This window comes from Staphylococcus sp. HMSC068C09 (genome assembly GCF_001813735.1).
GTDB classification, from domain to species: domain Bacteria; phylum Bacillota; class Bacilli; order Staphylococcales; family Staphylococcaceae; genus Staphylococcus; species Staphylococcus hominis.
The window spans coordinates 85,548-100,705 of sequence record NZ_KV813755.1 but is presented as its reverse complement, the minus strand read 5'-3'; the positions used below and the strand labels follow the sequence as shown (position 1 = coordinate 100,705).

The window sequence follows — 15,158 nt, the reverse complement described above, 5'->3', positions numbered from 1 at the left end:
TTCTCACGAAAATGCTCGCTTTTTTTAATGGGCTACTCCCATTCTATAGTGCTTGGTGGCTTAGAAGTAATGTCATAGACGACACGGTTTACATGGTCTACTTCATTAACTATACGACTAGAAATTTTTTGTAATACTTCCCAATCGATACGTGCAAAATCACTTGTCATACCATCAATTGATGTTACAGCACGAATACCTACTGTATGATCATACGTACGATAATCACCCATAACACCTACAGATTGAATACCTGGTAGTACTGTGAAGTATTGCCAAATCTCTCTTTCAAGACCTTCTTCTCGAATCACTTCACGTAAAATCGCATCAGATTCACGAACGATTTCTAATTTATCTTCCGTAATTTCACCTAACACACGAATACCTAAACCAGGACCTGGGAATGGTTGTCTCCATACTAAATGTTCAGGGATACCTAATTCAATACCTAAGGCACGAACTTCATCTTTAAATAATGTATTAATAGGTTCAATCAATTCAAATTCCATGTCTTCAGGTAATCCACCTACATTATGATGAGATTTAATTGTTTGCGCTGTTTTTGTACCTGATTCAATCACATCTGTGTAAAGTGTACCTTGTGCTAAGAAATCAACATCTGTTAATTTAGCCGCTTCATCATCAAACACATATACAAATTCATTACCAATGATTTTACGTTTTTTTTCTGGATCAGAAACGCCTTTTAGTTTTTCCATAAAACGTTCTTTGGCATTTACACGAATAATATTCATATCAAAGCCTTCACCGAATTGTTCCATTACCATATCGCCTTCGCCTTTACGAAGTAAACCATGGTCTACAAAAATACATGTTAATTGATCACCAATGGCCTTATGCAATAATACTGCAACAACTGATGAATCTACACCACCGCTCATGGCACATAATACTTTACGATTGCCTACACGTTCACGAATTTTTTCGATTTCAATTTCAATGAAGTTTTCCATTGTCCATTCACCTGTACAATTACATACACGACGGACAAAATTTCTTAGTAAATCATTACCGTATTCTGTATGACGTACTTCTGGGTGGAATTGCACACCATAAATACGACGTTTTTTATCTTCGATAGCAGCATAATTTGTACTTGGGCTATCAGCAATAACTTCAAAACCTTCAGGAATTTCAATGACTTTATCTGAATGACTCATCCACACTGTTTGTTCTTCTGGTAAACCAAAGAATAACTCATCAGATTTTGCTTTAATAATTGCTTTACCATATTCACGTTCATTTGCACGTTCAACTTTACCGCCTAATAGTTTGGTTGTAAGTTGCATACCGTAACAAATACCTAACACTGGAATACCTAAATTATAAATTTCAGGATCAATCGTAAATGAACCTTCTTCATAAACAGAATTTGGACCTCCTGAAAGAATAATACCTTTAGGATTCATACGTTTAATTTCATCTATAGAAATTTCATGATCGTGTAATTCACTGTAAACGCCCATTTCACGAATACGACGTGTAATTAACTGGTTATATTGACTACCGAAATCTAAGACAAGAATTAACTCTTGTTCTTTAGCCATTTCCATAATAGTAAATCTCCTTTAAATTAATTTATGTAAACAATAGAAAGACGCTTTTCATATTTATAAAGACAATAAATAATTTCAACCTCTATAAACAATTTATAGAAAAGCGTACTTTCTTAATTTAATCGCTTCTTGCTCACCTTACATTAAAATGAATAGTTTGGTGATTCTTTAGTAATTTGTATGTTATGTGGATGACTTTCCGCTAAACCTGCAGGGCCCATACGTGTGAATTGTGCTTCTTCACGCAATACTTTTAAGTTTGGTGAACCAGTATAACCCATACCAGCTCTTACTCCACCCATAAGTTGATAAATGGTATCTTGTAATGGTCCTTTATAAGCTGTGCGACCTTCAATACCTTCTGGAACAAATTTTCTAGGAGATTTATCTTCTTGGAAGTAACGATCATTTGACCCTTTTTCCATGGCTCCAAGAGAACCCATTCCACGATATACTTTATATTGTCTACCTTGGAAGACTTCAGTAGCGCCTGGGCTTTCTTCAGTACCAGCTAATAAGCTACCTAACATAACAGCATGACCACCAGCCGCTAATGCTTTAATAATATCACCAGAGAATTTAATACCACCGTCAGCAATAATCGCTTTACCATGTTTACGTGCTTCAGTAGCACAGTCATATACTGCAGTAATTTGTGGTACACCTACACCTGCAACGACACGTGTTGTACAGATTGATCCTGGTCCAATACCTACTTTAACCACGTCTGCACCTGCTTCAAATAAAGCGCGTGTCGCTTCAGCAGTTGCAACATTTCCTGCAATAATTGTAAGGTCAGGATATTTATCTTTCATTTTTTTGACTTGCTCAATCACACCTTTAGAATGTCCATGCGCTGTATCAATAATTAACGCATCTACTCCTGCTTCTACAAGTTTTTGTGCACGAATTTCAGTATCTTTAGATGTACCGATAGCTGCTGCTGCAAGTAAACGGCCATGCTCATCTTTCGCTGCATGAGGGAATTCAAGTACTTTTTCTATATCTTTAATTGTGATGAGACCTTCTAAACGACCATTTTCTACTAATGGTAATTTTTCAATTTTATGCTTTTGAAGGATTGCTTCTGCTTCATCTAATGTTGTACCAACTGGAGCTGTAATTAAATTTTCTTTAGTCATCACATCTGAAATTTTAATTGAGAAATCTTCAATAAAACGTAAGTCACGGTTTGTAATAATACCAACGAGTGTTCTTGATTCTTCATCTTTTACAATAGGCACACCTGAAATACGATATTTACCCATTAATGCTTCTGCTTCATAAACACTTTCATCTGGTGTTAAGAAGAATGGATTCGTAATAACACCATTTTCTGAACGTTTTACTTTTTGTACTTCATCAGCTTGCTCTTCAATGCCCATGTTTTTATGGATGACACCTAAACCACCTTGACGTGCCATAGCAATAGCCATTTTAGATTCAGTTACTGTATCCATACCAGCAGAAATAACTGGAATATTTAATTTAATTTTATCTGATAATTCTACGCTTAAATCAACATCATTTGGTAATACGTCTGATGCAGCTGGAATTAACAAAACATCGTCAAAAGTTAATGATTCTTTAGCAAACTTATTTTCCCACATTTATAACACAGCCTCCATTTTTTATATAGTTAATCTTATTATTTCACATTTTCGTCGTTTTGTTTATACTTTATACCGTTAAAAAAGAAATTAAGAATAATAGCAGAGATTGCTCCTAAAACAATACCATTTTGAGTTAACCAAGCGAACTGTTCTCCTAAAGCTTTAAATGCTTGAGGTACAGCACTAATTCCTGTACCAAGTCCGACTGATACAGCAATAATTAATAAATTATTTTGATTTTTGAAATCAATATTTCCTAAAATACTTACCCCATAAGCCATTACCATACCAAACATAGCAATCATTGCACCGCCTAATACAGGTAAAGGAATAATATTAGCCAGAGCACCTAGTTTAGGTATACAACCACTTATTAAAAGTAAGACTACCATTCCGTATATGACTTTATTTTTCTTAGCTCCAGAAAGTGAAACAAGTCCTACATTTTGCGAATAAGCTGTATAAGGGAAAGAATTAAAGATTGATCCTAAAATGATGGCTAGACCTTCCGCAGTGTAACCTTTACGAAAATCTTTACGTTCTAGCTTACGACCAGTGATTTCACTTAATGCATGATATACACCAGTTGATTCAATCAGACTTACAATTGCTACAATTGTAAACACTAATGTTGCACCGAAATCAAAGCCAAATCCTGAGAAACGGAATGGTCGTGGAATACCGAGCCAATGTGCGTCACCAACTTGGCTAATATTAACTAATCCAAAGATACTAGCCAATATAGTGCCTATAACTAAACCAATCAAAATTGCAATAGATTTTAAGAATCCCGTTGTAAATCGTTGTAATAGTAAGATAACAATAAGTGTCACTCCACCTAAAATTAGATTTTTAGGGTTACCATAATCTTTAGCGCCTTGACCACCAGCAAGATAATTCATAGCAACGGGCATTAAGTTAATTCCGATAATTGTAACTACACTACCTGTAACAACAGGTGGGAAAAATTTAACTAAATAAGAAAAGAATGGAGCAATGATCACAACTAAGATACCTGATAGGAACAATGATCCATATAACACGTCTAAACCTTTAGTCTGTCCAATTAAAATCATAGGTGCTACAGCAGTAAATGTACATCCTAAAACAATAGGTAGCCCTGTACCAGTAATCTTATTTGCTTGTAAAAATGTAGCTACTCCACACATAAAAATATCTACTGTAATTAAATAAGCAATCTCTTCAGGTGAGAATTTTAAACTTGTTCCTACAATGATAGGTACTAAAATAGCACCTGCATACATTGCTAATAAATGTTGTACACTTAAAATTAAATTTTTCATTCATCTTCACCTAGTAAAGTCACTTTATTCCCTGTTAAGGAAGCAACTTTACATAATGAAGAAACAGTTAAACCAGCCTCTTCCAATCTTTGTCGTCCATCTTGGAAACTTTTTTCTACAACAATTCCTATGCCTACTGTTTCTGCTTTAGCTTGTTGTGCAATGTCGTACAATCCAAGTGAAGCATCACCATTTGCTAAGAAATCATCAATAATTAATACTTTATCTTCAGACCCTAAAAATTCTTCTGATACAATCACTGTACTTGTTTTATTTTTAGTAAATGAATGGATATCAGTACTGTAAAATCCATCTTTTAAAGTACTTGGCTTTGCTTTTTTTGCAAATAAGCATGGCACATCGAAATGTAATGCAGCCATGATTGCAGGAGCAATACCGGAAGCCTCAATAGTTAAAATTTTCGTAATCCCTTTATCCTTAAATTGTTTATAAAATGTTTGACCCACTTCATACATTAATTTGGCATCAATTTGATGATTTAAAAATCCATCAACTTTTAATATTTTTTCATCAATGACTACGCCATCTTCCTTGACTTTTTGTTCGAGCGCTTCCACTTCAAAACCTCCTAAACTTTATATAAAAAAACCCGAAACTTTTATCTAGTTTCAGGATCTATAAGTGAACAAGTACGATACACATTCATTTGTAACTTAGAAGTAAATAATTTAGATTTATAGATGATAAACACTACTTTACATTATACAAATGATAATATAGTATAAGACATCTTAGCCAATCCTCAAACTTCTCATTAACTTCCTTACCTTTGTACTTGAACTCATAGTCGCGTTGTTTATGGCAACACGGTAGAAACTTCTAAAGCCATATTCTTCAGATTATATGAGCAATATAAATTATTTAATGATAATAGCAAATTTTAAGCTTATTTTCAATAACTGATGGAGAGTTTATCCTTGTAATCACACTACTTATAAATGTAAGCGTTTAATATCATATAAAAAAACTGTATTTGTAAAACACATATGTTTAATTATATAATTATATAGAAACGTTTTATATCTATTCATTAGGGTATAAGTATTTAAAAGTAGCATGAAATGATGGAGGACGATGAATATGCCAGATATTACAGTTATAGATAATGAAAATCAAATTTACAATGTGATTGAAAAGAAAAAAGCAGAAGGATATTCAGAAAATGAGATATTTGTTATCAGTAAATCTAAATTACATTTAGATGATTTACATAATTCTCAAGTAACACTTATAGCAACAAGTGGTTCATTCAGTGATCGCATGTCACGCTTATTAACCGGTGAAGATGGTGAAGAAGCTGTATTGAATAATTTCAAACTATCTGATAACCAAGCAGAACAATATAAAAAAGATATGCTTGATGGCAAATTTTTAGTAATCGCTAGAAAAGACGCTTCTTCACATAATGAAGTTGAAAAAAACAACGCAGCTTATGAAGAAGTTGATATCACTCATTACGCTAATGAGTCTAAGGGTCCAAAATCTTAAAAATAAGTTTAACCATTCATTGTATTTATTCATGTCGATTGTTAAATGAATATAATTTCTTACAAATTAACAGTCAAAAATTAATATATGCTTCTTTCAAAGTAAAGTGTGAATCATTTATAACTTTGAAAGAAGTTTTTTAATATATTTTGTATTATGATGTGCTACTTTACAAATGTGCTATACTTAAAAAAATATGATGCGGGGAGATCGCTATGAAATTTCACACTATTCATTCTTTAGAAGACGCTTATTATCAAAAAGCCGTCGAGTTTTATAATAAACAATTAGATGTTGATTTTTTTGAAGACAGCATTATCACAAAACGGTCCTTACAGAATAATAAAACAGAAAATGATTATGTTTTGATTGTTGGTATTGAGAAAGAAAATATAATCAGTTTGGCTACAGCGCACTACGAGGCAACAACAAATTCAGCCTTTTTAGTCCACTTATTAGCTGTAGTTGATTCAAACTATGATGAAATCATATCTCAAACTTTAAATGAAGTTGAAACTCACCTAAATATATTATCTAATAAAGTACATGCTAGAGATATTAACTTTTTAATGATTGAAGTCCCGAAACTTGATAATAGTATATTAGATAATCAATTAATTAAACGACGTCATCATACCTTATTAGAAAATGACTTTGAACAACAATATGACATTGATTATTTGCATCCTAACTATACGTTTGAAGAAACACCTATACGTACTGACTTATTTATTAAATCTAACATTGAACTTACAAAAGACATCTATCCTGCTAGTGTGAAATCTAATTATATTCTCAAATATGTATTTGCGAATGGAATTTCTAGAGATATTATATACCCCCTTTTAGAAAAGATGAATTTACGTTTACCTTGATAGAACACTTGAAAAGCGCGATATAAAAGGTTAAACTAATATGCGAGGTTAGACTGACGTGTCACTAACCGAAGACAAACGTCAGTGTAAATGAACAATATTCTATAGATACGAAAGGACTTCAAATTATGTTAACTAAAGAATTCGCTCAACGTGTCAAACTAAGTGAAAAACAAGTCCGCAAAATCGTCCAACATTTAGAAGAACGAGGATATCAACTTAGTAAGACTGAATATCGTGGTCGTGAGGCTACAGACTTTAAAGAAGAAGATATTGAACTTTTCCAAGATATTGCAGAAAAGGTAAAACAAACAAATAGCTATGATTTAGCTTTCGAAGAATTAGAAAAAGAAAAAGATTTTTTACAAGTTATCGTTAAAGAAGACCAACAACAGTTACCAGCTGATCAAGGCGTCACACAATTGGTAGAAGACTTACGTACGGAAATACAAAAAATGCGTGAAGAACGTCAAATGTTAGGTCAGATGATTACTCAAGTTCATCAACAGCAAAATGAACTTAAAGAATTACAAAGTCAAATTACTGAAAAATTGAAAGCAAATAATGAGTCATTAGCTGCCATCCAAACATCACAACAAGCCATTCAAACTGCTCAAAAAGAACAATCTGATTATACTAAAAATAACTTAGTTAAAGAAATTAATGATAACAATCAACAAGCGATTGATAATTTAAAAGAACATCAAACTTATGTTTCATCTTCAAATGAGAAAAAAGGATTCTTAGCTAGACTATTTAATCTTTAATGTAACAATTGTATATAGTGCTATTTACTAAAACAGGATTGAAATTAAAAAGATTTCGATCCTGTTTTTTTGTTTTAATACTCATTTAGTGTCTATTTATAATTAATTTGTAAAAATATTTAGTAATTTATGTTATTTAAAGTATTGAATTATTATATATTTAATACTATTCTTATGAAATGTGTCGGATTTAACTAATAAAAGGAGAATCATTATATGGGAACATTATTTTCAATTATTAATATTGTCATAATGTTGATTTTCATTATCGGCTTATTCATTATGGCTAAAAAACATGTATCATTCCCTAAACGAGTCTTTACCGCTCTAGGATTAGGAATTGTATATGGTATTATTTTACACCTTATTTATGGTGTTAATTCTAAAGTGCTTGAAACTACAACTGATTGGTTTAGCATCGTTGGAGATGGCTATGTGACATTATTACAAATGATTGTTATGCCTCTTATTTTTATTTCTATTGTTTCAGCATTTAGTAAGATACAAATTGGCGATAAATTTGCTAAGATAGGTTCTTATATTTTTATGTTTTTAATTGGTACTGTCGCTATTGCAGCCGTTGTAGGTATTTTTTATGCCATTGTATTTGGCCTTGATGCTTCAAGTATCGATTTAGGTAGTGCAGAACATGCACGAGGAAATGAAATTAGTAGTGAGGCGAAGCAACTTACAGCGAATACACTACCACAACAAATTCTTGAATTATTACCAAGCAATCCGTTCTTAGATTTTACTGGTCAGAGAACAACTTCAACTATTGCAGTAGTAATATTTGCCATTTTTGTAGGATTTGCATACTTACGTGTTGCACGTAAACAACCTGATAATGGTAGCTTATTAAAACGTGGTATTGATGCTGTTTATGCTCTCATCATGTCAATTGTTACCTTTGTTTTAAGATTAACTCCTTATGGAATTATCGCAATTATGGCTTCTACAATTGCTACAAGTGATTTTGCAGCAATTTGGACATTAGGTAAATTCATGATTGCATCTTATGCAGCTTTACTTACAATGTATGTTATTCATTTAATTATTTTAGCGATTATGGGAATCAACCCTATTCGTTATGTCAAAAAAACACTTGAAGTACTGATTTTTGCATTTACATCACGTTCAAGTGCAGGAGCGCTTCCTTTAAATGTGCAAACTCAAACGCAACGTTTAGGAGTACCTGAAGGTATTGCAAACTTCTCAGCTTCATTCGGCTTGTCTATTGGCCAAAATGGATGTGCTGGTATTTATCCAGCAATGCTTGCTATTATGGTTGCTCCTGTTGCTCATGTTGACATAGATATACCATTCATTCTTACACTAATTGCTGTTGTAGTTATTAGTTCATTTGGTGTAGCTGGCGTTGGTGGCGGTGCAACTTTCGCTTCAATTCTTGTATTATCAACTTTAAACTTACCAGTTGCATTAGCGGGTGTATTAATTTCTATCGAACCAATTATTGATATGGGTCGTACTGCTCTAAATGTCAATGATTCTATATTAGCAGGTACTGGTACAGCACATTTAACAGGTAACTTAGATAAAGAAAAATTTAATTCTAATCATTATGGAGAATTATCCACAGAATCATAAATAACAAGAGAGGCAGAATTTCGAACAAATTCTGCCTCTCTTTTTTCGGTTTTATTTTATCTTTTCATTAATCCAGATTTATTTAATTGCTCTAACATATCCAATCGTGCTTTTCCACTTAAAAATCCAGCAACTTGTTGAGACCAGGTTTCATTTCTCACACCATTTGTACGGTCTTGATAGTATTTACTAACCATTTGATCATAAGCGTTTAATGTTTCTTTTTGTTGTGCTTTATTACTATTATAGACATTTTTATGGAAGACATGTCCAAAAGGTAAACGTGGTTTTGGTGATCCATTTTCATCCTCAGCTGGCTCCCCTATAGCCATACCAAATAGAGGGAAGGCATATTCAGGTAAGTCTAAAATCTCACGTACACGTCCGACATCATTGCGAAGCGAACCTAAGTATACAATGCCATAGCCCATATCTTCAGCTGCTAAAGCAATATTTTCTGATACTAATGCAACATCAATGGCACCAACTAATAAGCCCTCAGCTGACTCAAATGACGTCTCCATTTGTTGTTCTACATCTTCATTAATAAGACTATGACGATAATAATCTAAAACAAATACGAATAAATAGCCATTATCTACCACATAATGTTGTCCTGATACTTCTTTGAGTTCTGCTTTAATTTCTGGGTCTTCTACTCCAATAATTGAATACGTTTGTAAATAACTAGATGTTGAAGCACTTTGCCCAGCTTCAACTAACTTTCTAACAACGTCTTCACTTAAAGGTTGATCTTTAAATTTTCGAACTGAATGATGTTTTTTAGCTAATTCGTAAACATAATCTGACATTAAGTCCACTCCTTTTTTAATTACTGAATATATGTTAACAATTTATATTTTATTTTTCTTCTAAATTGCCCTTTATTTTAAATTAAGATTTGCATGCTAAACTAATTAAAGTTATCATAATAATGACAATTTTCAGATATCAAAGGAGAGATACTATGACTCACGCTAACAAAGAAGTTTCAACAGCCTTATATCAAGCTTTTACATCAAAAAAACCGATTGATTTTATCAGTTCCTCTTTTGAACTAAATGAGTTAGAAGCCTATCACACACAAGATGATCTCATTAATCAATTAAAAAATAAGCAAAAATCAGAAATTAAAGGTTACAAAGTAAGTATGACAAGTGCCGCCACTCAAGCCATTGCCAATACAAATGAGCCTGCGTACGGTACTATTTTATCTACTCAAGTAGTCGAAGGTGGTAACTCTATCTCATTATCAACATTATTTGATCCATTACTTGAACCTGAACTTATCTTTGAATTAACTGCAGATTTACCAGAGAATGCAGATGTTCAAACCATCTTAGAAAGTGTAAAAGTAGCTCCAGGTATTGAAATTCCTGACGCACGTTATAAAGATTGGTTCCCTAACTTTGCTTTATCAGATTTAATTTCAGATAATACTGCAACAGGTTTAATTGTGGTTGGAAAAAGAGTAACACCTCTTGATTACAAATCGTTTGCTGATATTAACTTAAAGTTATTTAAAAACGATCAAGAAATTGAAACAGGACATTCTAGTGACGTACTAGGAAATCCTATTGAATCTATAAAATGGTTAAATAAAAAATTACATTCACATGGAAAACGTTTAGAAAAAGGTCAATTTATTTCTTCAGGTACATTTATTTCACCACTACATTTAGAAAAAGGTATTTATATTGCTGAATACGAGAAAGTAGGAAGCGTAAAAGTAGAAGTCAAAGACTGATTTTAATAAAATAATATTGAAAATACTTGATACTCTCTTCAGATTTATATGTTTCATAGCGTAACTTGAAGAGAGTTTTCATCTATTATTTTTGATTTCCATTATCAAATACTTTCCTTTAGTTGAGAATAGATTTAAGCGAAAAGATGTATTTGTATTTACAATTTACATTTTTTAATTAGGAAAAATAAACCTCACAATATCTTAAAAAAGTTAATATTTTTTATATAAACCTTATTATATCAGTGCTTTATAATGTTTTTCTTACTTTTAAGTATATTATGTTGACGAAATAAAATCTACATGTAATAATATTAATCAAGAGATTAGAATTATTATAAATAAGCAATAATTATTATGTAGTTCTAATTAATATTCGATAAATCAGGAGGAATTTAAGTTATGTCTTTAATTAATAAAGAAATCTTACCTTTCACAGCTCAAGCATATGATCCTAAAAATGATGAATTCAAAGAAGTAAGCCAAGATGATTTAAAAGGTTCTTGGAGCGTTGTTTGCTTCTATCCAGCTGACTTCTCTTTCGTATGTCCAACTGAATTAGAAGATTTACAAAACCAATATAGCCAATTACAAGATTTAGGTGTTAATGTATTCTCAGTTTCAACTGATACTCATTTCGTACACAAAGCTTGGCACGATCATTCAGACGCAATCAGCAAAATCCAATACACTATGATTGGTGACCCTTCTCAAATCATCACTCGTAACTTCGATGTATTAGATGAAGAAGCAGGTTTGGCACAACGTGGTACATTTATCGTTGACCCTGATGGTGTAGTTCAAGCAGCAGAAATTAATGCAGATGGTATTGGCCGTGATGCAAGTACATTAGTAAATAAAATCAAAGCCGCACAATACGTACGTCAACATCCAGGTGAAGTTTGCCCAGCAAAATGGGAAGAAGGTTCTGAATCATTACAACCAGGATTAGACTTAGTAGGTAAAATTTAAGGAGGCATTTAAGTATGCTTAATGCTGATTTAAAACAACAATTACAACAATTATTACAACTTATGGAAGGCGATGTAGAATTTAGAGCAAGTATCGGCTCTGATGATAAATCTAAAGAATTAAAAGATTTATTAGATGAAATCGCTGAGATGACAGATTATATTACAATCGTTGAAAAAGAATTAAAACGCACACCAAGTTTTCAAGTAAGTAAACCTGAAGAAGATACTGGTATCACATTTGCTGGTATTCCTTTAGGTCATGAGTTTAATTCACTTGTGCTTGCCATTTTACAAGTAAGTGGTCGTGCGCCTAAAGAAAAACAATCAATCATTGATCAAATTAAAGGTCTTGAAGGTAACTACAATTTTGAAACTTATGTAAGTTTAACTTGTCAAAAATGTCCAGATGTAGTTCAAGCATTAAACTTAATGAGTGTAATTAATCCAAATATCACTCATACAATGATTGATGGTGCTGTATTCCGTGAAGAATCTAAGGATATCATGGCAGTCCCTGCTGTATTTTTAGATGGTGAAGAATTCGGTAATGGTCGTATGACAATTTCTGATATTTTATCTAAACTTGGCAGTACACAAGATGCTTCAGAATACGAAGATAAAGATCCATACGATGTATTAATCATCGGTGGTGGGCCAGCAAGTGGTAGTGCTGCAATTTATACTGCGCGTAAAGGTTTACGCACTGGTATTGTTGCAGATAGAATTGGTGGTCAAGTTAACGATACAGCTGGTATTGAAAACTTTATTACTGTTAAACAAACCACTGGATCAGAATTCTCTTCTAATTTAGCTGCACATATCGAAGAGTATGATATTGATGCTATGACTGGTATTCGTGCAACTAAAATTGAAAAAACTGATAAAGCTATCCGAGTAACTTTAGAAAATGATGCAGTTCTTGAAAGTAAAACTGCTATTATTTCGACTGGTGCAAGCTGGCGTAAATTAAACATTCCTGGTGAAGATCGCTTAATCAATAAAGGTGTTGCTTTCTGCCCTCACTGTGACGGACCTTTATTTGAAAATAAAAACGTTGCAGTTATCGGTGGTGGTAACTCTGGTGTTGAAGCAGCTATCGATTTAGCAGGAATAGTTAAACATGTGACACTATTTGAATTCGCTCCAGAACTAAAAGCGGATACAGTGTTACAAGAACGTTTACGTTCTTTCCCTAATGTTGATATTCACACAAATGCTAGAACTGCTGAAGTTCTAGGTGAAGATCATGTTACTGGTTTAAGCTATGAAGATATGTCATCTGGTGAAATGAAAGAATTAAGCTTAGATGGTATCTTTGTACAAATTGGCCTTGTGCCAAATACAAAATGGATTGGTGACGCAGTAGAGTTAAATAACCGTGGAGAAGTCGTTGTGGATCGTGAAAATAACACAAACGTTCCTGGTATTTTTGCTGCTGGTGACGTTACTGACCAAAAATATAAACAAATCATTATATCAATGGGTTCAGGTGCTAACGCAGCATTGAGTGCATTTGATTATATTATTAGAAATTAATTTACAGTTTAACTTTCTACATGAAAGTAAGACTTAGAACTTAACCTATCAAATATCTTCATTTTAAGCAGAGTCATTTTATTAATGGCTCTGCTTTTTTAATTTATTTTTTTACTGATATTGCCACAATTTGTTCATAGATTTATATTAATTTTAGGTCTTAAACATTCAATTCTGTTTCTATAAATGATACTCTATTATTATGCTTAAATAGAAACGTTTACTAATAAAGGAGATTATTGAAATCTATGAAAAAGAGTATGATTATTAGTAGTTTTTTAGCATTGTTATTAATATTAAGTGCTTGTGCACCTAATAATGATAATAATGAAGACAATCATAATCAAAGTAACGGTGTTAATGCACCGAAACATGCTAAAAACTTAACTGAAAATGATATTTTTACATCAAATAAATCACATCAAAAGCTTACTGAAGATGAAATGAACCAAGCAATCAAAAAATATCTAGATGTTAATAGTGATATTTTAGATAATAAATATATAATGCAAAGTCAAATCGACCGTCAAAGTTCAGGACAAACAAAAATCACTGATAAACAAGCTACAAAACTTAGTAATTTATCTAATATTGCTGTTAAAAATGACTTACACTTTAAAAAATATGTTGAAAATAACACATTGCCAGACGGCTATAAAGATCATGTAAATCGTATTATTAAATACTTTCATGCTTTGAATAGTACAATTGCAAATGTTGATGAAAGTATCGAACAACTGAATTACCAACCTCAAAATACAATTAACGTTGTAGATGTTCCTACTCATTATGCTGGAGATGTAAATGGAAACCAACAAAATAAAATCAAATCTTTCTTAAATAAGAAAGATATCAAAACAGACGTTTTTGATAAATAGAATAGGTAGTATCCGTTTGAATATGTTATTCAATCCATTAATGGTGACGTCTAATATATAAAAAATCTGAGACGATGAATGATGTCTCAGATTTTTTTATAACTCAATAAGATATGGCTTACAATTTTCAATTACTTTAGTTAATGCTTCTTCTTTATTTATATAGCCAAAGTAAACCATAATACAACGTATCACAACTTGATGTGCAATAATGACTATCGTGTGATTATCTTGAATATGGATCGTTTCGAAAAACTGTTTCACTCTATGATAAACATCATTATAACTTTCCCCCTCAGGCGCTTTTTGAATAAAGCTATGTCGAAAATCTTTATAATTTGAATCATGAAAATAGCGATGATACTTATTATTTTTCATAAGTTTATCCTTAAATTGACCTTCAAATAGACCCAATGAACGTTCACGTAATAATGAGGTAACTGTAGTTGGGATATCGTAAGGGAAGATATATTGATATGTTTCTTTTGTTCTTGTTAAATCAGATACATACACATCATCAATTTTTATATTATAAAAATACGTCTTTAAGTTTTTTGCACTTTCAATGCCCCTTTCAGTTAAAGGAACGTCTAACTGACCACAATAATATGCTCGATTGTACTTATTATCGTAATTAGACTGTGATTCACCATGTCGAATAAGATATAAATTCATGTTTTACCTCCTATTTCAATTTATTATATTAAATAATAATTGAATGAAGTCTACTAATAATACAAATTATATATTTTTAAATAATATAAGTTTTT

13 protein-coding genes, 1 pseudogene and 1 riboswitch are annotated in these 15,158 nt (G+C 32.0%); of the genes and pseudogenes, 8 read left to right on the top strand and 6 right to left on the bottom strand.

Features of this window, described 5'->3' with window-relative positions; genetic code table 11:
• Positions 1-32: 32 nt before the first annotated feature.
• The 4 genes from guaA to xpt form a co-directional block, all read right to left on the bottom strand.
• Entirely contained in the window at positions 33-1,574 is a 1,542-nt protein-coding gene (gene guaA, locus HMPREF2930_RS04590; protein ID WP_017175183.1) for a glutamine-hydrolyzing GMP synthase, read from the bottom strand.
• 146 nt (positions 1,575-1,720) lie between these two features.
• The gene (gene guaB, locus HMPREF2930_RS04585) at positions 1,721-3,187 is read right to left on the bottom strand and encodes an IMP dehydrogenase (RefSeq protein WP_017175182.1); all 1,467 of its coding nucleotides are present in this window, start codon (positions 3,185-3,187) and stop codon (positions 1,721-1,723) included.
• 38 nt (positions 3,188-3,225) lie between these two features.
• Positions 3,226-4,494, bottom strand: a complete 1,269-nt coding sequence (gene pbuX, locus HMPREF2930_RS04580) for a xanthine permease PbuX (RefSeq protein ID WP_017175181.1) — start codon at positions 4,492-4,494, stop codon at positions 3,226-3,228.
• Entirely contained in the window at positions 4,491-5,072 is a 582-nt protein-coding gene (gene xpt, locus HMPREF2930_RS04575; protein ID WP_017175180.1) for a xanthine phosphoribosyltransferase, read from the bottom strand. Before xpt ends, pbuX begins: the two co-directional genes overlap by 4 nt.
• 207 nt (positions 5,073-5,279) lie before the next feature.
• Positions 5,280-5,382, bottom strand: a riboswitch (purine riboswitch).
• A gap of 213 nt (positions 5,383-5,595) precedes the next feature.
• Here xpt and HMPREF2930_RS04570 point away from each other — a divergent pair.
• The 4 genes and pseudogenes from HMPREF2930_RS04570 (at position 5,596) to HMPREF2930_RS04555 (ending at position 9,253) form a co-directional block, all read left to right on the top strand.
• Positions 5,596-6,003: a YflT domain-containing protein gene (locus HMPREF2930_RS04570; RefSeq protein WP_017175179.1), complete on the top strand. Its 408-nt coding sequence runs from the start codon at positions 5,596-5,598 to the stop codon at positions 6,001-6,003.
• A gap of 215 nt (positions 6,004-6,218) precedes the next feature.
• Entirely contained in the window at positions 6,219-6,878 is a 660-nt protein-coding gene (locus HMPREF2930_RS04565; RefSeq protein ID WP_037541624.1) for a hypothetical protein, read from the top strand.
• Positions 6,879-7,006: 128 nt separating this feature from the next.
• Positions 7,007-7,505 (top strand): annotated as a pseudogene (locus tag HMPREF2930_RS04560) (DNA-binding protein); the annotation flags it as partial.
• Positions 7,506-7,861: 356 nt separating this feature from the next.
• Entirely contained in the window at positions 7,862-9,253 is a 1,392-nt protein-coding gene (locus HMPREF2930_RS04555; protein ID WP_017175682.1) for an L-cystine transporter, read from the top strand.
• Positions 9,254-9,309: 56 nt separating this feature from the next.
• On the opposite strand, the gene HMPREF2930_RS04550 is transcribed toward HMPREF2930_RS04555, so the two are convergent.
• The gene (locus HMPREF2930_RS04550) at positions 9,310-10,065 is read right to left on the bottom strand and encodes an NADPH-dependent oxidoreductase (protein ID WP_017175681.1); all 756 of its coding nucleotides are present in this window, start codon (positions 10,063-10,065) and stop codon (positions 9,310-9,312) included.
• Positions 10,066-10,220: 155 nt separating this feature from the next.
• Here HMPREF2930_RS04550 and HMPREF2930_RS04545 point away from each other — a divergent pair, with 155 nt between their 5' ends.
• From HMPREF2930_RS04545 to HMPREF2930_RS04530, 4 genes are all read left to right on the top strand, one after another.
• Positions 10,221-11,000, top strand: a complete 780-nt coding sequence (locus HMPREF2930_RS04545; RefSeq protein ID WP_017175680.1) for a 2-keto-4-pentenoate hydratase — start codon at positions 10,221-10,223, stop codon at positions 10,998-11,000.
• A 402-nt stretch (positions 11,001-11,402) separates the two neighbouring features.
• Positions 11,403-11,972, top strand: coding sequence for an alkyl hydroperoxide reductase subunit C (ahpC, locus tag HMPREF2930_RS04540; RefSeq protein ID WP_002447989.1), 570 nt, complete (start codon positions 11,403-11,405; stop codon positions 11,970-11,972).
• Positions 11,973-11,986: 14 nt separating this feature from the next.
• Positions 11,987-13,510: an alkyl hydroperoxide reductase subunit F gene (ahpF, locus tag HMPREF2930_RS04535; protein ID WP_017175679.1), complete on the top strand. Its 1,524-nt coding sequence runs from the start codon at positions 11,987-11,989 to the stop codon at positions 13,508-13,510.
• A gap of 248 nt (positions 13,511-13,758) precedes the next feature.
• Entirely contained in the window at positions 13,759-14,388 is a 630-nt protein-coding gene (locus HMPREF2930_RS04530; RefSeq protein ID WP_017175678.1) for an NDxxF motif lipoprotein, read from the top strand.
• 96 nt (positions 14,389-14,484) lie between these two features.
• On the opposite strand, the gene HMPREF2930_RS04525 is transcribed toward HMPREF2930_RS04530, so the two are convergent.
• Complete coding sequence (locus HMPREF2930_RS04525) at positions 14,485-15,063, bottom strand: histidine phosphatase family protein (protein WP_017175677.1); 579 nt, start codon at positions 15,061-15,063, stop codon at positions 14,485-14,487.
• Positions 15,064-15,158 lie beyond the last annotated feature (95 nt).

What these genes read in the sequence shown, in the direction of transcription:
- guaA (WP_017175183.1), bottom strand. Translation starts at nt 1,574, where the DNA reads ATGGAAATGGCTAAAGAACAAGAGTTAATTCTTGTCTTAGATTTCGGT.
- guaB (WP_017175182.1), bottom strand. Translation starts at nt 3,187, where the DNA reads ATGTGGGAAAATAAGTTTGCTAAAGAATCATTAACTTTTGACGATGTT.
- pbuX (WP_017175181.1), bottom strand. Translation starts at nt 4,494, where the DNA reads ATGAAAAATTTAATTTTAAGTGTACAACATTTATTAGCAATGTATGCA.
- HMPREF2930_RS04570 (WP_017175179.1), top strand. Translation starts at nt 5,596, where the DNA reads ATGCCAGATATTACAGTTATAGATAATGAAAATCAAATTTACAATGTG.
- HMPREF2930_RS04565 (WP_037541624.1), top strand. Translation starts at nt 6,219, where the DNA reads ATGAAATTTCACACTATTCATTCTTTAGAAGACGCTTATTATCAAAAA.
- HMPREF2930_RS04555 (WP_017175682.1), top strand. Translation starts at nt 7,862, where the DNA reads ATGGGAACATTATTTTCAATTATTAATATTGTCATAATGTTGATTTTC.
- HMPREF2930_RS04550 (WP_017175681.1), bottom strand. Translation starts at nt 10,065, where the DNA reads ATGTCAGATTATGTTTACGAATTAGCTAAAAAACATCATTCAGTTCGA.
- HMPREF2930_RS04545 (WP_017175680.1), top strand. Translation starts at nt 10,221, where the DNA reads ATGACTCACGCTAACAAAGAAGTTTCAACAGCCTTATATCAAGCTTTT.
- ahpC (WP_002447989.1), top strand. Translation starts at nt 11,403, where the DNA reads ATGTCTTTAATTAATAAAGAAATCTTACCTTTCACAGCTCAAGCATAT.
- ahpF (WP_017175679.1), top strand. Translation starts at nt 11,987, where the DNA reads ATGCTTAATGCTGATTTAAAACAACAATTACAACAATTATTACAACTT.
- HMPREF2930_RS04530 (WP_017175678.1), top strand. Translation starts at nt 13,759, where the DNA reads ATGAAAAAGAGTATGATTATTAGTAGTTTTTTAGCATTGTTATTAATA.
- HMPREF2930_RS04525 (WP_017175677.1), bottom strand. Translation starts at nt 15,063, where the DNA reads ATGAATTTATATCTTATTCGACATGGTGAATCACAGTCTAATTACGAT.